Consider the following 21,614-nt stretch of genomic DNA (forward strand, 5'->3'; position numbering starts at 1 on the left):
GCCTCGGCGCTGACGGCCTGATACGCCTCGGCGTGGCCGGAAAACAGCTCCGCCACGGCCGCCGACACCTGGTCGGCATCGGCGGCCTCAACGCCAACGGCGGCGTCGGCAACCTGGGCTGGGGCAACACCGGCAACCACAACATCGGCTTCGGGCTGACCGGCAACAACGAAATCGGCATCGGCAACACGTATTACGACACCGCAACGGGTCACTTCACGCTCGGCGCGTTCAACTCCGGCAGCGGAAACATCGGCTTCGGCAACTCCGGCTCCGACAACATCGGCCTGTTCAACAGCGGCACCCACAACTGGGGCCTGTTCAACTCGGGCGACGGCAACACCGGCATCGGCAATACGGGCAACACCAACACCGGGCTGTGGAACGCAGGCTACTCCAACGCCGGCCTGTTCAACGCCGGCCTGCAGAACGTCGGCGTCGGCAACCCCGGCGACAGCAACGTGGGCTCGTGGAACGCCGGTCAGAACAACATCGGCGATCTCAACGGGTCGAACGGCAGCATCGGCTACCTCAACGGCGGTTACAACAACATCGGCGTCGGCAACTCCGGCGCGTACAACATGGGCAGCTTCAACGGCGGTGACCAGAACGTCGGCGACTTCAACACGGGCTGCGACAACACCGGATCGTTTAACGCGGGCAACACCAACACCGGTTTCTTCAACGCGGGCAACACCAACACCGGGATGTTCAACACCGGCAACCTGGACACGGGCTGGGGCCGCACCGACGACCTGACCGGTGTGGTGAGCAACTCGGGCTTCGGCAACACCGGCACGGGCAATTCGGGCTTCTTCAACACCAGCGATTACAACTCGGGCTTTTACAACACGGCCAGCGGCGGCCTCAACTCGGGCTTCGGCAACAGCGGCGCGGGCGGCAACAACATGGGCTTCTTCAACTCCGGCAGCGGTCAATTCGCTGTGGGCTTCCAAAACTCGGGCAGCGGCAGCTTTTACACCGGCATGGCCAACTCCGGCACGGGCGACTACAACACGGGCATCGGCAATTCCGGCGTCAACGGCAACCACACGGGCTTCTGGAACACCGACTCGGGCGTCGGCGGCAACACGGGGTTTTTCAACTCCGGCCTGGGCAACAACACCGGCTTCTTCAACACCGGTGGGGGCTACCCCTTCGACCGGGGCAACACCGGTTTCGCCAACTTGGGCGTCGGCGACTCCGGTTTCTTCCGGCTCTGACGGCCCGCCTAGATCGCGCGCTTGAGCTCGTCGACCATGTTGAGCTGCTCCCACGGCAGCTCGATGTCGGTGCGGCCGAAGTGCCCGTAGGCGGCGGTCGGCGCGTAGATGGGCCGCAGCAGGTCCAGGTCGCGGATGATGGCGCCGGGGCGCAGGTCGAACACCTCGGGGACGATCTTCTCGATCTTGACCGGGTCGACGGTCGCGGTGCCGAACGTCTCGATGAACAGGCCGACGGGCGCGGCCTTGCCGATGGCGTAGGCCACCTGCACCTCGACCCGCTCCGCCAGCCCGGCGGCGACGATGTTCTTGGCCACCCAGCGCATCGCGTACGCCGCCGACCGGTCCACCTTGGACGGATCCTTGCCGGAGAAGGCGCCGCCGCCGTGGCGGGCCCAGCCGCCGTAGGTGTCGACGATGATCTTGCGGCCGGTCAGGCCCGCGTCGCCCATCGGGCCGCCGACGACGAACTTGCCGGTCGGGTTGACCAGCACTCGGGTCGCCGACGAGTCCAGGGTGTCGTGGGCCAGCTCGTCCAGCACGGTCTGCAGCACGTGCGTGCGGATGTCGGGGTCCAGCGTGTTCTCCAGGTCGATGCCGTCGGCGTGCTGCGTGGAAACCACCACGGTGTCCAGCCGCACCGGGACGTCGTCCTCGTAGGCGATGGTGACCTGGGTCTTGCCGTCGGGGCGCAGGTATCCCAGCGTCCCGTTCTTGCGGACCTCGGTCAGCTTGCGCGACAGGCGGTGCGCCAGCGCGATGGGCAGCGGCATCAGTTCCGGGGTGTCGTTGATCGCGTAGCCGAACATCAGGCCCTGGTCGCCGGCGCCCTGGGAATCCAGCGGGTCCGCGGCGCCCTCGACGCGCGTTTCGTGCGCGGTGTCGACGCCCTGCGCGATGTCGGGCGACTGACGGCCGATGCCGATGTTCACCCCGCACGACGCCCCGTCGAAGCCCTTGTCCGACGAGTCGTAGCCGATGTCGAGGATGCGGGCGCGCACGGTGTTGGTGATGTCGGCGAACGCCTCCTTGGCCGACGTCGTCACCTCGCCCACCACGTGCACCTGCCCGGTGGTCACGAGCGTCTCGACCGCCACACGTGAGCGGGGGTCCCCCGCCAGCAGGGCGTCGAGGACCGAGTCGCTGATCGCGTCACAGATCTTGTCGGGATGCCCTTCGGTCACCGACTCACTGGTAAACAGACGACCCTTTTCGCTCACAGTCCCGATCCTTCCAATAATTAGTTAGTCGAATTATATCTTCTGGCGCCATCCGGCACCCGTGCGGGCGCCGTAGCGAAGTAAACCCTGCTACCCGCTGTGGCCGTGCAGGAACGCGACGATTGCATCCACGATACGACTGGCCATCAGCGTCTTGGAGCCGTGCGGCAGCGCCGACTCGGTGCCGTCGGAGGCCAGCAGCCAGCCGTCGTTGCTGTCCACCTCGAATGCCTTGTTTTCGCCGACCGCGTTGACGACCAGGAGGTCACACCCCTTGCGCCGCAGCTTTTCTCGCGCGTGGAACAAAACGTCGCCGTTGGCGTCGCCCGTCTCGGCGGCAAAACCCACGATGGCCCGCATGTTGGGCAGCTGCCCGTGCGCCCGGCCCCGCACCGCGCCGGCCAGCACGTCGTCGTTGCGGACCAGCTCGATCGTCGGCTCCTCGGCGACGTCGGGGCCCTTTTTGATCTTTGCGGTGGAAACCCGCGCGGGCCGGAAGTCGGCGACGGCCGCGGCCATGACCAGCACGTCCGCCTCGGGGGCGTGCTTGGATACCGCCTCGCCGAGTTGCTGGGCCGAGCTGACGTGCACCACGTTGACGCCGGCGGGGTCGATCAGCCCGGCGGTGTGCCCGGCGATCAGGGTGACCTCGGCGCCGCGCTGGGCGGCGACGCGGGCCACCGCGTAGCCCTGCTTGCCCGAGCTGCGGTTGCCGATGAAGCGCACCGGGTCGATCGGTTCGCGGGTGCCGCCGGCGGTGACCAGCACCCGGCGGCCGGCCAGGTCGTAGGGCAGCGCGTCGTGCCGCTCCAGCAGCAGCTGGGCCAGCGTGGTGATCTCCTCCGCCTCCGGTAGCCGACCCGCGCCGCTGTCGGTGCCCGTGAGCCGTCCGTAGGCGGGTTCGAGCACCACGGCCCCGCGGCGCCGCAGCGTGGCCACGTTGTCGACGGTGGCCGGGTGTAACCACATCTCGGTGTGCATCGCCGGCGCGAACAGCACCGGGCACCGTGCGGTCAGCAGGGTGGCGGTCAGCAGGTCGTCGGCGCGGCCGGACACGGCCCTGGCCAGCAGGTCGGCGGTGGCCGGCGCCACGAGGACCAGGTCGGCCTCCTTGCCGAGCTGGACATGCGGCACCTCGGGCACGTCGTCGAACACGCCGGTGCGCACCGGCTGGCCCGACAGCGCCTCGAAGGTGGCGGCCCCAACGAAGCGCAGCGCGGATTCGGTGGGGATGACGCGGACCTGGTGGCCGGCTTCGGCGAGCTGACGGACGACGGTGCACGCCTTGTAGGCGGCGATGCCCCCGGAAACGCCGACGACGATCCGCTTGCTGTCCACCGCGCCCGGCCTGTTACTCGCCCTCGGTGTGCTCGAGCAGGTCGGCGTGGATCTCACGCAGCGCGATGGACAACGGCTTTTCCTGCAGCCCGGGCTCGACGAGCGGGCCCACGTACTCGAGGATGCCCTCGCCCAGCTGGTTGTAGTAGTCGTTGATCTGACGGGCCCGCTTGGCCGCGTAGATGACCAGGGCGTACTTGCTGGACACGCGGTCCAGCAGCTCGTCGATCGGCGGGTTGGTGATGCCCAGCGGGGTGTCATAGGCGCCCTGGCCGCCTACCGACGGGTCGAACTGGTCCACGGCGGTCAGCGACGCGTCGGACTGGGGAATGCTCACGTAGTCAGTCTCCTGGCGGATAGAGCCGTGCGGAACGGCTTAAAGAACTTCGATGCTTGAATCTGGTCTGGTCAGGCGGTTCAGGCAGGGCCCGGCGCAGTTCCCACCAGCAAGGATACCAATTCGGCGCACGCAGACTCCAATCGACTGTTGACCACTACCGCGTCGAAGTCGTTTTGGGCCGCCATCTCGGTGCGGGCGGTGTCGAGGCGGCGCCGGATGGCCTCCGGCGTCTCGGTGCCCCGCCCGACCAGCCTGCGTTCCAGGTCCTCCCAGCTGGGCGGGGCCAGGAACACCGTGAGGGCCTCGGGCATCGCCTTCTTGACCGCCCTGGCGCCGGCCAGGTCGACCTCGATGAGCACGGGAAGCCCGGAGGCGGTGGCCGCCCGCACCGGCTCGGCCAGGGTGCCCGATCGGTGCAGGCCGCCGTGGATCTCGGCCCACTCCAACAGGGCGCCCTCGTCGATCAGCTGCTGAAAGCGGGCGGGGGTGACGAAGTGGTAGTCGACGCCGTCGACCTCACCGGGCCGCGGGGCCCGGGTGGTGGCCGACACGCTGAACTGCAGGTTGGGGATCCGCTCGCGCAGACATCGGACCACCGTCGACTTGCCGACCGCGGAGGGACCGGACAGCACGACCACACGCCCCCTGCCTGATGGCTCGGGACGTGCCCCCCGTGCGACGTCCGGCCCCCCGCCGGCGCTCACTGGCGCTCCTGGGTCGGTGCCCCCAACAGGCCGTTCGGCCTGCATGGTCGCGGTGTCGGGTTAGGAGCCGAACTTTTCCAGCAGGGCCTTGCGCTGCCGGTCCCCGAGGCCGCGAAGGCGGCGGGTGGGGGCGATTTCCAGCTCGGTCATGATCTCCTGCGCCTTGACCTTGCCCACCTTCGGCAAGGCCTCGAGCAGCGCAGACACCTTCATCTTGCCGAGGACTTCATCGCTTTCGGCGTCCTTGAGCACCTGGGTGAGGTTGGTGCCACCGCGCTTGAGGCGATCCTTGAGCTCTGCTCGCGCTCGACGTGCGGCGGCCGCCTTCTCCAACGCGGCCGCGCGCTGCTCGTCGGTCAACTGGGGAAGGGCCACGATTCCTCCGTATCTGATCAATCGATAATCGATCTCGTTTTGTCTCTGCCGGGTACTTCAGCCAGCGGAGATGACCGTACTCAGCCTTCCTGACGAAATCTAACCCGACCCCCTGGTTAATTGCGCAAATGTGCAGCGTGGGCGCCCCGGACGAGCCCGGTGGGGCGTTCCCGAGGCGGGCCCGACGCCGCCTGGATCCGGTCGCGGCCACGCCCGCGCAGCGCCCAGAATACGGCGTCCTAGCTGCGGTTTTGTGCTATCGCCCAGGCCCGGTGGCCGATCGCCGCGGACGGTGCGGGTGGCGCTGGCCGGCGGCCCCGGGCCCGGGTGTGGGGGGTCACGAGATTTTTCGTCGCGTGTCGCGCGTGTCGCGCCCGCCAGCCCCGCGCCAGGTCGGCGGCGTCTACGCAGCGATGTGCCAGCTAACGCCCAGCCAAATATCAGTTACGATCGAAATCGTGCCGAACCTGCGCATCCGTCAGGCGGCTGAACTGCTGGGAGTCAGCGACGACACCGTCCGCCGCTGGATCAACCAGGGCACCTTGTCGGTCACCCACGACGCGGCGGGACGCAAGGTCATCGCCAGCGAGGATCTGGCCGAGTTTTCCCGGGCAAACGCACCCGCTCCACCACCGGACCCGCTGAGCATCGGCAGCTCGGCCCGCAACCGGTTCGTCGGCCTGGTCACCCGGGTGATCAGCGACACCGTGATGTCCCAGGTCGAGATGCAGTGCGGCCCGCACACCGTGGTGTCGTTGATGAGCACCGCCGCGGCCGAGGAGCTCAAACTGCGGCCCGGCAGCGTCGCGGTGGCCGTCGTCAAGGCCACCACCGTCATCGTGGAGACCGCCAGGCCGGGAGCGGCCATGGCGTCGGACTGAGGGCGCGCTGAGGGTTTGCGTGTGCGCCGAGGGCTTCGCGTGTGCGCTGAGGGCGAGAAATCCGCCAAATTCCCGCCCTCACTGCACACTCAACGCCCAGGTTGCACGCCGCGCGTGAGCTACAGCGCCGACAGGTAGGCGACGGCGTCCAGCATCCGTTCGCCGGCCGCGCGCAGGTCCGCCACGCTCGGGCCGGCCCGCAGCACCTCGCGCGCCACCGCGGGCAGCAGCTGGCCCGGAGCGGCCCCGCCCAGGCCGCCCAGCGCCTCGGGCCGTCCGCCCTGCACCCCGACGCCGGGCACCAGCACCGGTCCGCCCAGCTCGCTGACGTCGGGCGCCTCGAACACGGTGGCACCCAGGACCACGCCGACGTATCCGGGCTCGGACGGGGTGGCCGAGCGGTTGACCACGGCCGCCTGGTCGATGATCAGCTGCGACACCGTGCGGCCGTCGAATTCGGCGCGCTGCACGGTGCCGCCCTCCGGGTTGGACGTCGCCGCCAGCACGAACACCCCGCGGTCGTTGGCCGCCGCGGCCTCCAGCAGCGGCCGCAACGAACCGAACCCCAGGTAGGGCGAGGCGGTCACCGCGTCGGCGGCCAGCGGCGAGTCGCCCGCCCAGGCCGCGGCGTAGGCCGCCATCGTCGTCCCGATGTCGCCCCGCTTGGCGTCGGCCAGCACCAGCACCCCGGCCGAACGCAGCGCGGCGATGGTGCGTTCCAGGACCGCGTATCCGGCCGCGCCGTAGGCCTCGAAGAACGCCACCTGCGGCTTGACGACCGCGAATCCGGAGAACGCCTCGATGCACACGTCGCAGAACGCGGCCAGGCCGTCGGCGGTGGTGGGCAGGTCCCAGGCCCGCAGCAGCTCGGGGTGCGGGTCGATGCCCAGGCACAGCGGCCCGCGGCTCAGCTTCGCCGCGGCCAGCCGGGCGCCGAACCCGGTCACTGCGAGCTGCCCGCGGGCCCGATCGCGCTGTGCAGCTCCTGCAGCGACCGCACCCCGATGTCGCCGCGGATCCCCGCCTCGATGCCCTGCACGGCGGCGGACGCGCCCTGCACCGTCGTGACGCAGGGAATGTTGACCGACACCGCGGCCGAACGGATTTCGTAGCCGTCGATGCGCGGGCCGGAGTTGCCGAACGGCGTGTTGATCACCATGTCGACCTCGCCGGCCTTGATCGCGTCGACGGCCGACATCGCCGGGCGGCCGGGCTGCGGAGGCTCGAAGTGCTTGCGGACCTCGTCGCAGGGAATCCCGTTGCGGCGCAACATCTCCGCCGTACCCTCGGTGGCCAGCACCCGGAAGCCCAGATCGGCCAGCCGCTTGACCGGGAACACCAGTGAGCGCTTGTCCCGGTTGGCCACCGACACGAATATCGTCCCCTGGGCCGGCAGCGATCCGTAGGCGGCGGTCTGGCTCTTGGCGAAGGCGCTGCCGAAGTCGCGGTCGATGCCCATCACCTCGCCCGTCGATTTCATCTCCGGGCCGAGCAGCGAATCGATGGCGGCCCCGTCGGCGCGGCGGAAGCGGTGGAAAGGCAGCACGGCCTCCTTGACCGCGATCGGGGCCTGCGGCGGCGCGTGGGCGCCGTCGCCGGTCGCGGCCAGCAGGCCCTCGCCGCGAAGCGCGGAGATGGTGGCGCCCAACATGATCCGGGCGCACGCCTTGGCGAGCGGGATCGCGGTCGCCTTGGAGACGAACGGCACCGTGCGGCTGGCCCGCGGGTTGGCCTCCAGGACGTAGAGCACGTCGTCCTTGAGGGCGTACTGGACGTTGAGCAGCCCGATCACGCCGATGCCGTGGGCGATGGCCTCGGTGGCGCGGCGCACCTTCTCGATGTCGCTGCGGCCCAGCGTGACCGGGGGCAGCGCGCAGGCCGAGTCGCCGGAGTGGATGCCGGCCTCCTCGATGTGCTCCATGATGCCGCCGATGTAGACCTCGGAGCCGTCGCACAGGGCGTCGACGTCGATCTCCACCGCGTCCTCGAGGAAGCGGTCGACGAGCACCGGGTGCTCGGGCGAGAGCGCGGTGGCGCGGGTGATGTAGCCCTCCAGCGTCTCCTCGTCGTAGACGATCTCCATGCCGCGACCGCCCAGCACGTACGACGGCCGCACCAGCACCGGGTAGCCGATGTCCTCGGCGATCCGGCGGGCCTGCGCGAAAGTGGTTGCCATGCCGTATTTCGGCGCCGGCAAGCCGGCGGCGGCCAGCACGTCGCCGAAGGCGCCGCGGTCCTCGGCCAGGTCGATGGCCTCCGGCGGCGTGCCCACGATCGGGACCCCGGCGTCGAAGAGCCGCTGCGCTAGCCCCAGCGGCGTCTGCCCGCCGAGCTGCACGATCACCCCCACCACGCCGGGACCGCCGTTGCCCGACTGCGTTTCGGCGCGGAACACCTCGAGCACGTCCTCGAAGGTCAGCGGCTCGAAATACAGCCGGTCGGCGGTGTCGTAGTCGGTGGACACCGTCTCGGGGTTGCAGTTGACCATCACGGTCTCGAAACCGGCCTGGCTCAACGTCGTTGCCGCGTGCACGCAGCTGTAGTCGAATTCGATGCCCTGGCCGATGCGGTTGGGGCCCGATCCCAGGATCAGCACCTTGGGCTTCTCGGTCTGCGGGGCCACCTCGGTCTCGGCGGCGGCGTCCAGCTCGTAGCTGCTGTAGTGGTAGGGCGTCTTGGCCTCGAACTCGGCCGCGCAGGTGTCCACCGTCTTGTACACCGGGTGGATGCCGAGGCGCTCGCGCAGCGACCGCACCCCGTTCTCCCCCGCCAATTCCGGCCGCAGCGCGGCGATCTGGCGGTCCGAGAGCCCGCTGTGTTTCGCCCGCCGCAGCAGCTCGGCGTCAAGCACCGGGGCGGCGACCAGCTGGGCCCGTAGCCCGATCAGCTCGCCGATCTGGGCGACGAACCACGGGTCGACGCCGCTGGCCTCGGCGACCCGCTCGACCGAGGCGCCCAGCCGCAGCGCCAGTTCGATGTCGTAGAGCCGGCCCTCGGTCGGGGTCCGCAGCCGGGCCAGCACCTCGTCGACATCGCCCCGCTCGTCGGGGGCCGTCCAGAACCCGGCGCGGGTCGTCTCCAGCGATCGCATCACCTTGCCGAGCGCCTCGATGAAGTTGCGGCCCAGCGACATCGCCTCGCCGACGGACTTCATGGTGGTGGTCAGGGTGGGGTCGGCGCCCGGGAACTTCTCGAACGCGAACCGCGGCGCCTTGACGACGACGTAGTCGAGCGTCGGCTCGAAGCAGGCCGGTGTCTCCTTGGTGATGTCGTTGAGGATCTCGTCGAGGGTGTAGCCGATCGCCAGCTTGGCGGCGATCTTGGCGATCGGGAAGCCGGTGGCCTTGGAGGCCAGCGCGCTCGACCGGGACACCCGGGGGTTCATCTCGATCACGATCAGCCGGCCGTCGACCGGGTTGATCGCGAACTGGATGTTGCAGCCGCCGGTGTCCACCCCGACCTCGCGCAGGATCGCGATGCCCAGGTCGCGCATCCGCTGGTATTCGCGGTCGGTGAGCGTCATGGCGGGTGCGACGGTGACCGAGTCGCCGGTGTGCACGCCCATCGGGTCGAAGTTCTCGATCGAGCACACCACGACCACGTTGTCGTTGCCGTCACGCATCAACTCGAGCTCGAATTCCTTCCAGCCGTAGATCGATTCCTCGATGAGCACATTGGCGCTGGGGCTTTCGGCCAGGCCGGCGCCGGCCATCCGGTCGACCTCCTCGACGGATCGCGCCATGCCCGAGCCCAGGCCGCCCATGGTGAAGCTGGGCCGCACCACCACCGGAAGCCCGAGTTCATCGACCGTCTCGCGCACCTCTTCCATCGTGAAACACACTCGGCTGCGGGCGGATTCACCACCGACCTTGGCGACGATGTCCTTGAACATCTGACGGTCCTCGCCCCGCTGGATGGCGTCGATGTCCGCCCCGATCAGCTCGACGCCGTGGCGCTCCAGCGCCCCGTTCTCGTACAGCGCAACCGCGGTGTTGAGCGCGGTCTGCCCGCCCAATGTGGCCAGCAGGGCGTCGATCTTGTTGCCGCGCTCGGCCTGCTGGGCGATCACCCGCTCGACGAACGCCGGCGTGATGGGTTCGACGTAGGTGTGATCGGCGAACTCGGGGTCGGTCATGATGGTGGCCGGGTTCGAGTTGACCAGGCTCACCTGCAGGCCCTCGGCGCGCAGCACCCGGCAGGCCTGGGTGCCCGAGTAGTCGAACTCGCAGGCCTGCCCGATCACGATCGGCCCCGAGCCGATCACCAGCACGTGGTTGAGGTCGGTGCGACGCGGCACTAGCGGCCCCTTCCGTTTTCTTGGGAAGCCATCAGGTCGACGAATTGGTCGAACAGGTACTCCGCGTCGTGCGGACCGGCGGCGGCCTCGGGGTGGTACTGCACCGAAAACGCCTTGCCGTCGGCGAGTTTGACGCCTTCCACCACGCCGTCGTTGGCGCAGGTGTGGCTGACGATCGCCGGGCCGAACGGCGTGTCGAAGGACTGGCCGGCCTCGCCTTCCAGCGCGAAGCCGTGGTTCTGCGCGGTCACCGCGACCCGCCCGGTGGCGTGGTCGATGACCGGGACGTTGATGCCGCGGTGGCCGAAGACCATCTTGTAGGTGGACAAGCCCAGCGCCCGGCCCAGGATCTGATTGCCGAAACAGATGCCGAACAAGGGGATTCCGGCGCCCAGCACCTCGCGGGTGAGCGCGACGACGTGGTCGGCGGTGGCGGGGTCCCCCGGGCCGTTGGACAGGAACACGCCGTCGGGCCCGATGTCGGCGATCTGCTCGAAGGTCGCCGACGCGGGCAGCACGTGGCTGCGGATGCCGCGCCGGGAGAAGTTGCGGGGCGTGTTGGTCTTGATCCCCAGGTCTAGCGCGGCCACCGTGAACCGGTGCGGCCCTTCGGGTTCCACCACGTAGGCGCCGCCGGTGCTGACCTCGCCGGCCAGGTCGGCGCCCAGCATCGACCGCTGGCCGCGCACCCGCTCCAGCAACTCGGCCGGCTCGGCCAGCGCGTCGCCCGAGAACACCCCCGCCTTCATCGAGCCGCGGCTGCGCAGGTGCCGCACCACCGCCCGGGTGTCGATGCCGGCGATGCCCACGATGCCCTGCCGGGCCAGCTCGTCCTCCAGCGTGCCGGTGGCGCGCCAGTTGGAGGCGCGCGGCGACGGGTCGCGCACCGCGTACCCGGCGACCCAGATCTTGTCGCCGCGGCTTTCGGCATCCTCGTCGTTCCAGCCGGTGTTGCCGATCTGCGGCGCGGTGGCCACGACGATCTGGCGGTGGTAGCTGGGATCGGTCAGCGTCTCCTGGTAGCCGGACATGCCGGTCGAGAACACGGCCTCCCCGAGCGTCTGGCCGACCTGGCCGAACGGCGTTCCGGTGAAGACGCGGCCGTCTTCGAGAACCAGTAGTGCTTTACTCACGCAGCCTCCTGCAGCCAGGCGTCGTAGTCGTCGCGGTGGTTCGCGCGGAACCCGGTGTCGATCTCGACGCCGGACGGCAGGCGCCACCGGATGGCCAGGATCCCGATGCGGGCCACCACCTTGCCCGCCATGCCGCGCTCCAAGCGGATGGCCGAGATCGACTCCCGCGGCATCCAAATCGGAAGGGCCCGAACGCGTTCCAGCAGGATCCCCTCCGGGTAACGCGTCAGCACCGCCTTGCTGCGGTACCCCAAATCGCCGGCCGTGATCCGCTCGTTCCACTCCGGCGCCATCGTGCAGCCGCAATAGACGCCGCGGGTGGTCAGCGTGGCCGTGCCCACCTTGTCGGGCACGTCGGGCAGGTCGCCGATCAGCTCCGTTTGCTGATGCGAGCGGCGCCGCCAGCCGCGCATCATCAGCTGGATGAGCACCGCGATCACCAGCACCAGCACGGCCGCGAAGATCAGCGACCCCACCAGCGTCCCCGAGTTCATGCCGGGCTCTTCCCGTCACGCGCGGTGACCTTTCCGCGCAGCAGGGTCGCGGTCACGGTGGCGGGCAACGTCATCGACTCGTACGGCGTGTTGGCCGACCGGCTGGCCAGGTCCGGCCCGGCGACCGTCCACGTGGCGTCCGGGTCCACCACCGTGAGGTTGGCCGGCTCCCCCACCTCCAGCGGGCGGCCGTGGTCGGGCAACCCGACGATGCGCGCCGGGTTCTCGCTCATCACCCGCGCGACATCGCGCCACGTCAGCAGCCCGGGGGCCACCATCGTCTGCGCCACCACCGACAGCGCGGTCTGCAGCCCCAGCATGCCGGGGCGCGCGGCCGAGAACTCGACGCACTTCTCGTGTTCGGCGTGCGGGGCGTGGTCGGTGGCCACACAGTCGATCACCCCGTCGGCCAGCGCCTGACGCAGCGCGATGGCGTCGGCGGCCTCGCGCAGCGGCGGGTTGACCCGGTTCACCCCCTCGTAGGAGGCCAGCCGGCCGTCGTCGAGCAGCAGGTGGTGCGGGGTGACCTCGGCGGTTATCGAAATGCCTTGTTCCTTAGCCCATTTCACGATCTCGACGGTGCCCGCGGTGGAGGCGTGGCAGATGTGCACCCGGGCGCCGGCGTCGCGGGCCAGCAGCGCGTCGCGCGCCACGATCGATTCCTCGGCGGCGCGGGGCCATCCCGCGAGTCCCAGCCGCGCGGCCGTCGGCCCCTCGTGGGCGACGGCGCCGACGGTCAGCCTGGGCTCCTCGGCGTGCTGGGCGATCAGCACCCCGAGGCCGGTGGCGTACTCCAGGGCGCGGCGCATGATCAGCGGGTCGTGCACGCAGATGCCGTCATCGGAGAACATCCGCACCTGCGCGGCGCCGGCGGCCATCATGCCCATCTCGGTGAGCTCGGCCCCGGCCAGCCCGACGGTGACCGCGCCGACGGGATGCACGTCGACCAGCCCGACCTGCTGGCCGCGATGCCAGACGTGGTCGGTGACCACCGGGCTGTCGGCGACGGGATTGGTGTTGGCCATCGCGAACACCGCCGTATAGCCGCCCAAAGCCGCAGCCGCCGAACCGGTTTCGATGTCCTCGGCGTATTCGCGGCCCGGCTCGCGCAGGTGGGTGTGGAGGTCGACGAACCCGGGCAGCAGCAGCTGGCCGGTCGCGTCGATCACGTCGGCGGTGTCGGGGATGGCCAGGCCCGGGCCGATTTCGGCGATCTGCCCGTCGTCGACGAGGACGTCGACCCGCTCGCCTTCACCGTAGAGCCGCACGCCGCGGATCAGCACGCTCATGCCGCGATGTCCTCCGCCCCCACCAGCACATGGAACAGCACCGCCATCCGCACGTGCACTCCGTTCGAAACCTGTTGCAGCACAGCCGATTGTGACGAGTCGGCCACCGAGGACGAGATCTCCATGCCGCGCACCATCGGTCCGGGGTGCAGCACCACGGCGTGGCCGGGCAGCATCGCCTGGCGCCGCTCGGAAAGCCCGTAGCGAACCGAGTATTCGCGCACCGACGGGAAGAAGCCGCCGTTCATCCGCTCGGCCTGCACCCGCAACATCAGCACCGCGTCGGCGGCGGGCAGCTCGGCGTCGAAGTCGTAGGACACGGTGGCCGGCCAGCCGTCCACCCCGACCGGCAGCAGCGTCGGCGGCGCGACCAGCACCACCTCGGCGCCCAGCGTTGCCAGCAGCATGACGTTGGAGCGGGCGACCCTGCTGTGCAGGATGTCGCCGACGATCACGACGCGCCTGCCCTCGATCGCGCCGAGCCGCTGGCGGACGGTCAGCGCGTCCAGCAGCGCCTGAGTGGGGTGCTCGTGGGTGCCGTCGCCAGCGTTGATCACCGACGGTCCGTCGCCGTTGCCGCACGTCCAGTCCGCGAGCAGCTGCGCGGCCCCCGAGGCGGGGTGGCGGATGATCAGCGCGTCGGCGCCGGCCGCGCGCAGCGTCAGGGCAGTGTCGCGCAGCGACTCCCCCTTGCCCACCGAGGATCCGGCTGCGCTGACGTTGATCACGTCGGCACTCATCCATTTGCCGGCCACCTCGAAGGACACCCGGGTGCGGGTGGAGTTCTCGTAGAACATGGTGACGACGGTCCGCCCGCGCAGCGTCGGCAGCTTCTTGATCTCGCGACCGACCAGGGCCTGCGCGAACCGGTCGGCGTCGTCGAGGATCGCGGTGGCGTCGTCGCGGCTCAGGTCGCCGGCGGCCAGCAGGTGCCGCGTCATCGCGAGATCACCACCCCGTCGCGGCCGTCGTGCTCGCCGAGCAGGACGTGCACGCTTTCGGTGCGCGAGGTCGGCACGTTCTTGCCGACGTAGTCGGCGCGCAGCGGCAGTTCGCGGTGGCCGCGGTCGACGAGGACCGCCAGTTGCACCGCGCGCGGCCGGCCCACGTCGCGCAGCGCGTCCAGCGCAGAACGCACCGAGCGCCCGGAGTAGAGCACGTCGTCGACGAGGATCACCAGCGCGTCGTCGACACCGCCGGCGGGGATGGAGGTGGCCGCCAGCGGTCGCGGCGGCTTTTGCATGAGGTCGTCGCGGTAGAGGGTGATGTCGAGGGCGCCGTGCGCGACGTCGACCCCGCTGAACTCGGCGATGTTGGTGGCCAGGCGTTCGGCGAGAAGGACGCCGCGGGTCGGGATTCCCAGCAGCACCACCCGCGGCGCGTCGGGACCGTCGAGCGCGGTTTTTTCGATGATCTGATGCGCGATGCGGGAGATGGTGCGACCCACGTCGGCCGCCGACATCAACTCCCGGGATTCACTGCCTACAGCGGCATCCCCCGCGGCACACATGCGAGAACTTGACCTCCTTCTCCGCCTCTCCGGACGGATCGTTAAAGGATGTCGACTGCCAGGCAGCGTAGCACTACCGCCGAGCGCGCCGGCGGGAGGCGTGCCCCCGTGTCAAGCGCTCGAGCGGCCTACGGCGGCGGAGGAGGCGGCGGGGGCGCGGGCGGCGGCCAGGTCCGTTGCGGGCGAATGGGCCCACAGTTCAGGCCGATCTTGCAGTTCCAGTTGGCCGACGCCTGGGGTTGGGGCTGGTCGCAGCACTGGTCGTCCGGGGACGACGGCGTGGGCGCCACGGTCGTCGAGGGGTCCGCGATGGTCTGGGGTGCGACAGCGTCGTTGACTACACCGACACCGCCGAACGCCAGGGCCAGCGCGGCGGCTCCACCACAAACCGCGGCTATCGCCCTGCCTGGTTTATTTGGCATGAGACTAAGTCTTGACCTGTGCGCGCGGAATGTACAGGGCCGCAAACGCGCCACTAGTGGGTCCGCGCCCAGCGCTCCTAGCTACCCTGAACCGGTGAATCTGGACGTCAATCAGGCCTCCATCCGCGAGGTGTGCGACGCGGGCCTGCTCGCCGGTGCGCTGACGATGGTCTGGCAGCGCGGAGAACTGCTGCAGGTCAACGAGATCGGCTACCGCGACATCGACGCGGGCCTGCCGATGCGGCGGGACACGGTGTTCCGCATCGCGTCGATGACCAAGCCGGTCACGGTCGCCGCGGTGATGAGCCTGGTCGACGAGGGCAAGTTGGCGCTGAAGGACCCGATCGTGCGCTGGGCGCCCGAACTGGCCGACGTGCGCGTGCTCGACGACCCGCACGGCCCGCTGGACCGGACGCACCCGCTGGGCCGCGCCATCCTGATCGAGGACCTGCTCACCCACACCAGCGGCCTGGCGTACGGCTTCTCGGTGTCGGGGCCGATCGCCAAGGCCTATGTGCGGCTGCCCTTCAATCAGGGCCCGGACGTCTGGCTGGCCGAGCTGGCCAAGCTGCCGCTGGTCCATCAGCCCGGTGACCGACTGACCTACAGCCATTCCATAGACCTCTTGGGCGTCATCGCTTCTCGCATCGAGGGCAAGCCGTTCAACGAGGTCCTCGACGAACGGGTCCTGGGTCCGGTGGGCATGCCCGACACCGGGTTCTTCGTCTCCCCCGAGGGGCGCCGCCGCGCCGCGACCATGTATCGGCTCGACGGGCAGGGCCGGCTGCACCACGACGCCATGGGGCCGCCGCACATCAAGCCACCCTCCTTCTGCAACGCCGGCGGCGGGTTGTGGTCGACCGCCGACGACTACCTTCGGTTCGTGCGGATGCTGCTCGGCGACGGGTCGATCGACGGCGTGCGGGTGCTCTCCCCCGAGTCCGCCCGGCTGATGCGGACCGACCGGCTCACCGACGATCAGAAGCGGCACTACTTCCTGGGGGCGCCCTATTGGGTCGGCCGCGGCTTCGGGCTGAACCTGTCGGTGGTGACCGACCCGGCCCGGAGCGCGCCGCTGTTCGGGCCGGGCGGGCTCGGCACATTCAGCTGGCCCGGCGCGTACGGCACCTGGTGGCAGGCCGACCCGACCGCCGACCTGGTGCTGCTGTACCTGGTCCAGAACCTGCCCGACATGTCCGCCGACGTGGCCGCTGCCGTCGCGGGCAACACCTCGTTGTCGAAACTCCAATCGGCGCAACCGAAATTCGTCCGCCGCACCTATCAGGCGCTCGGGCTCTAGGGCCATGGTCGACTATCCGCCCGTCCGCATCACCGGGCAACGGCTGGTGTTGCGCCCGCCGATGCTCGACGACGCGGGCGCGCTGTTCCAGCGGGTCGCCCGCGATCCCGAGGTCACCAAGTACCTGCTGTGGGCGCCGCACCCCGACGTGGCGGCGACGCGGCGGGTCATCACCGAAAAACTCAACGTCAGCGACGAAGAGCGGACCTGGGCGATCGCGCTGAAGCACAGCGGCGACCTCATCGGGCTGACCAGCTGCCGGCGCGCCGTGCCGCACTCGGTCGAGATCGGTTACTGCCTCGCGCGGCGATGGTGGGGCAAGGGTTACATGTCCGAGGTGCTCGACCTGCTGCTGACCGCGCTGGAGGCCGATCGCGGGGTGTATCGCGTGTGGGCGTCGTGCAGCGTCGAAAACGAGCGCTCGGCACGGCTATTGGAGCGCGCCGGTTTCGTCCTGGAGGGCCGACTCGGCCGCTACGCCGTCTTCCCCACCATGGGACCCGAGCCGCAAGACAGCCTGCTCTACGCCAAGATCCTGCGCTGACGCGGCGGTCCGCCGACTCCCCGACGATGTTTCCCCGCATGGTTATTGGGCATCCGATGTGTGACACGGGTGCGTCGGGGCACACACCGCGCGAGTAGCCGTACGGAGAAGGTCCCCTACCGATGACGACCGCCACGCATAGCCGGTTCTCCCACGGTCCGGGGCGCCACGAATTGCCCGGCGGACGGCACGAACTTCTGCGGTCGCGGTTGGGAATCATCGTCGGCGCCGCGGCTCTTGCGCTGTTCTCGGGGGCCGCGGGCGCCCTCGGCGTCGCCGAATTTCGCCCGGTCGCCGCGACCGTGAACGGCCCGCCCACCGCTACCCAGTCGCCCGCCGCAGATATCGAGCAGGCTGCGGCCAAGGCGATACCGAGTGTGGTCAAACTCGAGACGGCGGCGGCCACACAGGCCGAAGAGGGCTCGGGTGTCGTGCTGAGCGCCGACGGGCTGATCCTGACCAACAATCACGTCGTGTCCATGCCGGGGCCGGCGGGAGCCGGCCCGCCGGTGAAAACCCTGGCGACCCTCGCCGACGGACGCGCCGCGCCGTACACGCTCGTCGGCGCCGATCCGGTCGCCGACATCGCGGTCGTTCGCGTGCAAGGGATTTCGGGCCTGCACCCGATAGCCATGGGCACGTCGGCCGGCCTGCATGTGGGCCAAAACGTGGTGGCCATCGGCGCGCCGCTCGGGCTGGACGGCACGGTAACCACCGGGGTGATCAGCGCGCTGCACCGCCCGGTGTCGGGCATCACCGGCCCCGGCGGCAACAGCGCCGTGTTCGACGCCATCCAGACGGACGCCACGATGAGTCCCGGTAGCTCCGGCGGCGCATTGCTCAACACGGCCGGCGAAATGATCGGGCTCAACTCCGCCATCGCATCGATGGGAGCCACTTACCCCGGAGGACCGGCCGGCTGGATCGGCGTGGGTTTCGCGATCCCCGTCGACCAGGTCAAGCGCGTTGCCAACCAATTGATCGCCAGCGCCAACGCGACGAACGCGTCGCTGGGGCACCGCTGAGCCCGGCTATCCGTTCCCTTCCACGGCCCGGCGCGCGTAGGCGCGCACGTCGGCGTCGCCGTCCTTGAGCGCGATGCTCAGCGCGTCGCGGGCGGCGGGTTCGCCGGCCCAGCGGGTCAGGCTCAGCACCGCCGCCTTGCGCACGTCGAGGTGGGCGTCGGACAGCGCCTCGGACAGCAGGGGCAGAGCGACCCCCGCCGCCGCGCCGGCCAGCGCCCGCGCCGCGCCCTCGCGCACCTGCCAGGCCGGCGCCCGCAGCGCCTTTTCGACGGCACCCAAATCGGCCTCGCCGCAGCCCAACTCGCCCAGGGCGGCCAGCGCGGCCGCGCGCACCAGCGGGTCGGGATCGGCGATCAGCGCGCTCACGGCTCGCGCGCCGTCCCGCAGCGTCGCCAGACCGCCGGCCGCCGCGATGCGGACCTCCCGGCTCTCGTCCCCGGTCGCCGCGACGACGCCGGCGACGTCGTCGACCGACACCAGCGCCCGCACCGCCTCGATGCGCACCCGGTGGTCGGGATCGTCGAGGGCGCTGCGGTATTGGGCGGCGCCGCCGGCGCGGCGCGCGGCCAGCAAATACACGGCGGCCGCGCGCACCACCGAATCCCGGGACTGCAGATACGGTTCGGCGCCGGCCGGGTCGGGCAGCACCTCCACCAGCTCCCGAATTCCCTCGGCGGCGCCGCGGCGCACCGAGGCGTCGGCGTCGGCGAGCGCCGCGAACAGGGCGGGCGCATACCCGTCTGGGATGTGCTCGGTCAGGGTGGCCACCGCGGTGCGGCGCACCCCGGGATCGGCATCGGCCAGATGCCGCGCCAGCTCGGCGACCGTGGGCTCCTCCAGAGCGAGTACCTCGGCGATGCGCGGCGACGGCGGCTCGAACGTCGTTGTGGGCGAGGCGATCCGGGAACCCGTGGCGACCGGAGCCTGACCGCCGATCAGCGGCGGCTGGTCGACCTCGCGCACGCTCTGGTCCACCGGCGGCAGGCCGTCCAGCTCCGGGACGGGCACGAAGTACGGCGCGACGGGCCGCTTGAGGAATGCCATTTCACCGTCGGGGCCCTTGCGCAGGTTCAGGTGATAGCCCCATTGGTCGTCGTCGCGGCCGGGCAGGTCGGCGCGGTCGTGGTAGAGACCCCACCGCGATTCGGTCCGGGTGAGCGAGGAGCGGGCGGCCATCTCGGCGCAGTCCCGGATGAACGACACCTCCACCGCCCGCATCAGTTCGTGCGGGTTGCGCGCGCCCATCTCGGCGATCTCGTCGCGCATCCGGTCGAAGGTGCGCACCGCGATGGACAGCTTCGCCGCGGTCTTCGGCGGCGCCACATAGTCGTTGACGAACCGGCGCAGCTTGTATTCGACCTGCGGTTGCGGCGGCCCGTCCGGGTGCCGCAGCGGGCGGTAGATCAGCTCGTGCGCCTCGCGCAACTGGTCTTCCGGGAGCCCTTGTGGCGCAGGGGTATCAAGCAGACTGCCCGCGGCGTCGGAGCCGGCGAGGTCGCCGAAGACGAACGCCCCGATCATGTAGTTGTGCGGGACGCAGGCCAAATCCCCCGCGGCGTACAGGCCCGGCACCGTGGTGCGGGCGTGCTCGTCGACCCACACCCCGGACGCGGAATGGCCGCTGCACAGGCCGATCTCGGAGATGTGCATCTCCACGTCGTGGGTGCGGTAGTCGTGCCCGCGGTTGGCGTGGAAGGTGCCCCGGGTCGGGCGTTCGGTGGTGTGCAGGATGTTCTCCAGCGCGGTCAGTGTCTCGTCGGACAGGTGCGACACCTTGAGGTAGATCGGGCCGCGGGCCGAGTCGATCTCGCTTTTGACCTCGGCCATCATCTGCCCCGACCAGTAGTCGGAGTCGACGAACCGCTCGCCGTGCGCGTTGACCTGATAGCCGCCGAACGGGTTGGCCACGTAGGCGCAGGCCGGTCCGTTGTAGTCCTTGATCAGCGGATTGACCTGGAAACACTCGATTCCCGACAGCTCCGCGCCGGCGTGGTAGGCCATCGCGTACCCGTCGCCGGCGTTGGTCGGGTTCTCGTAGGTGCCGTACAGATAGCCCGAGGCGGGCAGGCCCAGCCGCCCGCACGCCCCGGTGGCCAGGATCACCGCCTTGGCGCCGACGGCGACGAACTCGCCGGTGCGCGTGTGCAAGGCGGCGGCGCCCACCGCGCGACCGTCCTGAACCAGCACCCGCACCGGCATCAGCCGGTTCTCGATGCGGATCCTCTCCCGCATCGATTTCTGCCGCAGCACCCGGTACAGCGCCTTCTTGACGTCCTTGCCCTCCGGCATGGGCAGCACGTACGAGCCCGAGCGGTGCACGCGGCGCACCGCGTACTCGCCGTGCTCGTCCTTCTCGAATTTCACCCCGTAGCGCTCCAGCCGCTGCACCATCGCGAAACCACGCGACGCGGTCTGATAAACGGTGCGCTGGTTGACGATTCCGTCGTTGGCGCGGGTGATCTCCGCGACGTAGTCCTCGGGCTCGGCCTTGCCGGGGATGACGGCGTTGTTGACGCCGTCCATGCCCATCGCCAGCGCGCCGGAGTGCCGCACGTGGGCCTTCTCCAAGAGCAGCACCCGCGCGCCACCCTCGGCGGCGGACAGGGCCGCCATGGTGCCCGCGGTCCCACCGCCGATGACCAGCACGTCGCAATCGAGGCGCAGCGGGGCCAGATCAGGGATCAGCATCACGCCGCCACCGAATGATCCAGCGCGGCAAGCACTTCGCTGCGCAGCTCGGAGCGAGGCCGATCGACGCGCGGTTCGGGCACGTCGAGCACCGCCCGCACCGGCTCGCCGGCCCGGCCCAGCACGACGATCCGGTCCCCCAGCGCCAGCGCCTCGTCGACGTCGTGGGTGACGAAGACGATCGTCGTCGGATGGGTGCGCCAGGCGTCGATGAGCAGCCTCTGCATGGCGGCCCGGGTCTGCGTGTCCAGCGCCCCGAACGGCTCGTCCATCATCACCGCGCGCGGCGCCCCGGCCAGGCCGCGGGCCAGCTGGACGCGCTGCCGCATCCCGCCGGACAGGCTCTTGGGCAGGTAATTTCCGAAGCCGGTGAGCCCGAGCTCGTCGATCCACCGCTCGGCCGCCGCGCGCCGGGTGGCGCGGGGCTCGCCGCGCGCGCAGGAGGGTCTGCGATGACGGGCCTGCGGCTCGAGCTGGATCGAGTCCGGTTGTCCTACACCGGTTCTCCGGTCATCGACGGGCTCAGCCTGGCCGTGCGCCCGGGGGAGATCCTGGTGCTCACCGGCCCGTCGGGCTGCGGCAAGTCGACGGTGCTGCGGGCGCTGGCCGGCCTGCTGGCGCCCGACGACGGCCGGGTGCTGGCCGACGGCGCACCGGTCACCACGACCTCGGGCGACCGCGGCATGGTCTTTCAGGACAACGCGCTGCTGCCGTGGCGCACCGTGAGGTCCAACATCGAGCTGGCGCTGCGGCTGCGCGGCGAGCCCCGCGCCACCCGGCGCGCGGCGGCCGAGCGGTGGATCGACGAGCTCGGGCTCACCGGCTTCGGAA

The 21,614-nt window shown here is 70.3% G+C and carries 20 protein-coding genes and 1 pseudogene; 6 read left to right on the forward strand and 15 right to left on the reverse strand.

Going from position 1 to position 21,614, the window contains the following annotated elements; translation table 11 throughout:
• On the forward strand, positions 1–1,223 hold a 1,223-nt coding region (locus A5655_RS08840), incomplete at its 5' end, for a beta strand repeat-containing protein (RefSeq protein ID WP_369807202.1).
• 8 nt (positions 1,224–1,231) lie between these two features.
• Here A5655_RS08840 and metK read toward each other — a convergent pair.
• From metK to mihF, 5 genes are all read right to left on the reverse strand, one after another.
• A complete protein-coding gene (gene metK, locus A5655_RS08845; protein WP_067008355.1) occupies positions 1,232–2,443 on the reverse strand; it encodes a methionine adenosyltransferase in 1,212 nt (403 codons plus the stop codon).
• Positions 2,444–2,533: 90 nt separating this feature from the next.
• A complete protein-coding gene (coaBC, locus tag A5655_RS08850) occupies positions 2,534–3,781 on the reverse strand; it encodes a bifunctional phosphopantothenoylcysteine decarboxylase/phosphopantothenate--cysteine ligase CoaBC (protein WP_067008358.1) in 1,248 nt (415 codons plus the stop codon).
• Positions 3,782–3,794: 13 nt separating this feature from the next.
• A complete protein-coding gene (gene rpoZ / locus A5655_RS08855) occupies positions 3,795–4,118 on the reverse strand; it encodes a DNA-directed RNA polymerase subunit omega (protein WP_067008361.1) in 324 nt (107 codons plus the stop codon).
• An 80-nt stretch (positions 4,119–4,198) separates the two neighbouring features.
• A complete protein-coding gene (gene gmk, locus A5655_RS08860) occupies positions 4,199–4,825 on the reverse strand; it encodes a guanylate kinase (RefSeq protein ID WP_082978565.1) in 627 nt (208 codons plus the stop codon).
• Between the two features lie 60 nt (positions 4,826–4,885).
• A complete protein-coding gene (gene mihF, locus A5655_RS08865) occupies positions 4,886–5,200 on the reverse strand; it encodes an integration host factor, actinobacterial type (RefSeq protein WP_036355303.1) in 315 nt (104 codons plus the stop codon).
• Positions 5,201–5,658: 458 nt separating this feature from the next.
• Between mihF and A5655_RS08870 the strand changes: the two genes are divergently transcribed.
• A complete protein-coding gene (locus A5655_RS08870) occupies positions 5,659–6,081 on the forward strand; it encodes a molybdopterin-binding protein (protein WP_067008366.1) in 423 nt (140 codons plus the stop codon).
• Positions 6,082–6,200: 119 nt separating this feature from the next.
• Here A5655_RS08870 and pyrF read toward each other — a convergent pair whose 3' ends face one another.
• The 8 genes from pyrF to A5655_RS28230 all read right to left on the reverse strand — a co-directional run bounded on the left by pyrF (position 6,201) and on the right by A5655_RS28230 (position 15,226).
• Positions 6,201–7,028, reverse strand: coding sequence for an orotidine-5'-phosphate decarboxylase (gene pyrF / locus A5655_RS08875; RefSeq protein WP_067008369.1), 828 nt, complete (start codon positions 7,026–7,028; stop codon positions 6,201–6,203).
• The gene (carB, locus tag A5655_RS08880; protein ID WP_067008372.1) at positions 7,025–10,378 is read right to left on the reverse strand and encodes a carbamoyl-phosphate synthase large subunit; all 3,354 of its coding nucleotides are present in this window, start codon (positions 10,376–10,378) and stop codon (positions 7,025–7,027) included. Before carB ends, pyrF begins: the two co-directional genes overlap by 4 nt.
• The gene (gene carA / locus A5655_RS08885) at positions 10,378–11,511 is read right to left on the reverse strand and encodes a glutamine-hydrolyzing carbamoyl-phosphate synthase small subunit (RefSeq protein WP_067008375.1); all 1,134 of its coding nucleotides are present in this window, start codon (positions 11,509–11,511) and stop codon (positions 10,378–10,380) included. Before carA ends, carB begins: the two co-directional genes overlap by 1 nt.
• Positions 11,508–12,005, reverse strand: a complete 498-nt coding sequence (locus tag A5655_RS08890) for a transporter (RefSeq protein ID WP_067008378.1) — start codon at positions 12,003–12,005, stop codon at positions 11,508–11,510. Before A5655_RS08890 ends, carA begins: the two co-directional genes overlap by 4 nt.
• Complete coding sequence (locus A5655_RS08895; protein WP_067008382.1) at positions 12,002–13,294, reverse strand: dihydroorotase; 1,293 nt, start codon at positions 13,292–13,294, stop codon at positions 12,002–12,004. The genes A5655_RS08890 and A5655_RS08895 overlap by 4 nt, the downstream gene beginning before the upstream one ends.
• The gene (locus A5655_RS08900; protein ID WP_067008385.1) at positions 13,291–14,235 is read right to left on the reverse strand and encodes an aspartate carbamoyltransferase catalytic subunit; all 945 of its coding nucleotides are present in this window, start codon (positions 14,233–14,235) and stop codon (positions 13,291–13,293) included. Before A5655_RS08900 ends, A5655_RS08895 begins: the two co-directional genes overlap by 4 nt.
• The gene (pyrR, locus tag A5655_RS08905; protein ID WP_067008388.1) at positions 14,232–14,804 is read right to left on the reverse strand and encodes a bifunctional pyr operon transcriptional regulator/uracil phosphoribosyltransferase PyrR; all 573 of its coding nucleotides are present in this window, start codon (positions 14,802–14,804) and stop codon (positions 14,232–14,234) included. Before pyrR ends, A5655_RS08900 begins: the two co-directional genes overlap by 4 nt.
• A 128-nt stretch (positions 14,805–14,932) precedes the next feature.
• On the reverse strand, positions 14,933–15,226 hold the full coding sequence (locus tag A5655_RS28230; protein ID WP_197508640.1) for a hypothetical protein: 294 nt from the start codon (positions 15,224–15,226) through the stop codon (positions 14,933–14,935).
• A gap of 94 nt (positions 15,227–15,320) precedes the next feature.
• Here A5655_RS28230 and A5655_RS08910 point away from each other — a divergent pair, with 94 nt between their 5' ends.
• The 3 genes from A5655_RS08910 to A5655_RS08920 all read left to right on the forward strand — a co-directional run bounded on the left by A5655_RS08910 (position 15,321) and on the right by A5655_RS08920 (position 18,095).
• A complete protein-coding gene (locus tag A5655_RS08910) occupies positions 15,321–16,526 on the forward strand; it encodes a serine hydrolase (protein WP_067008391.1) in 1,206 nt (401 codons plus the stop codon).
• A 4-nt stretch (positions 16,527–16,530) separates the two neighbouring features.
• Entirely contained in the window at positions 16,531–17,070 is a 540-nt protein-coding gene (locus tag A5655_RS08915) for a GNAT family N-acetyltransferase (protein WP_067008394.1), read from the forward strand.
• A gap of 122 nt (positions 17,071–17,192) precedes the next feature.
• Positions 17,193–18,095, forward strand: coding sequence for a S1C family serine protease (locus tag A5655_RS08920; RefSeq protein ID WP_082978566.1), 903 nt, complete (start codon positions 17,193–17,195; stop codon positions 18,093–18,095).
• A 6-nt stretch (positions 18,096–18,101) separates the two neighbouring features.
• Here the strand turns inward: A5655_RS08920 and A5655_RS08925 are convergent, their stop codons facing one another.
• Positions 18,102–20,783: a fumarate reductase/succinate dehydrogenase flavoprotein subunit gene (locus tag A5655_RS08925; protein WP_197508641.1), complete on the reverse strand. Its 2,682-nt coding sequence runs from the start codon at positions 20,781–20,783 to the stop codon at positions 18,102–18,104.
• Positions 20,783–21,217, reverse strand: a pseudogene (locus A5655_RS08930) (ATP-binding cassette domain-containing protein); the annotation flags it as partial. The gene A5655_RS08925 and the pseudogene A5655_RS08930, both read right to left, overlap by 1 nt.
• Positions 21,218–21,235: 18 nt before the next feature.
• On the opposite strand from A5655_RS08930, the gene A5655_RS08935 reads away from it, so the two are divergent.
• The coding region (locus A5655_RS08935; protein ID WP_156764780.1) for an ATP-binding cassette domain-containing protein at positions 21,236–21,614 on the forward strand (379 nt) is incomplete at its 3' end.

The organism is Mycobacterium sp. 1081908.1 (assembly GCF_001673535.1).
GTDB lineage: Bacteria > Actinomycetota > Actinomycetes > Mycobacteriales > Mycobacteriaceae > Mycobacterium.

What these genes read in the sequence shown, in the direction of transcription:
- A5655_RS08890 (WP_067008378.1), bottom strand. Translation starts at nt 12,005, where the DNA reads ATGAACTCGGGGACGCTGGTGGGGTCGCTGATCTTCGCGGCCGTGCTG.
- A5655_RS08895 (WP_067008382.1), bottom strand. Translation starts at nt 13,294, where the DNA reads ATGAGCGTGCTGATCCGCGGCGTGCGGCTCTACGGTGAAGGCGAGCGG.
- A5655_RS08900 (WP_067008385.1), bottom strand. Translation starts at nt 14,235, where the DNA reads ATGACGCGGCACCTGCTGGCCGCCGGCGACCTGAGCCGCGACGACGCC.
- pyrR (WP_067008388.1), bottom strand. Translation starts at nt 14,804, where the DNA reads ATGTGTGCCGCGGGGGATGCCGCTGTAGGCAGTGAATCCCGGGAGTTG.
- A5655_RS28230 (WP_197508640.1), bottom strand. Translation starts at nt 15,226, where the DNA reads ATGCCAAATAAACCAGGCAGGGCGATAGCCGCGGTTTGTGGTGGAGCC.
- A5655_RS08915 (WP_067008394.1), top strand. Translation starts at nt 16,531, where the DNA reads ATGGTCGACTATCCGCCCGTCCGCATCACCGGGCAACGGCTGGTGTTG.
- A5655_RS08920 (WP_082978566.1), top strand. Translation starts at nt 17,193, where the DNA reads ATGACGACCGCCACGCATAGCCGGTTCTCCCACGGTCCGGGGCGCCAC.
- A5655_RS08925 (WP_197508641.1), bottom strand. Translation starts at nt 20,783, where the DNA reads ATGCTGATCCCTGATCTGGCCCCGCTGCGCCTCGATTGCGACGTGCTG.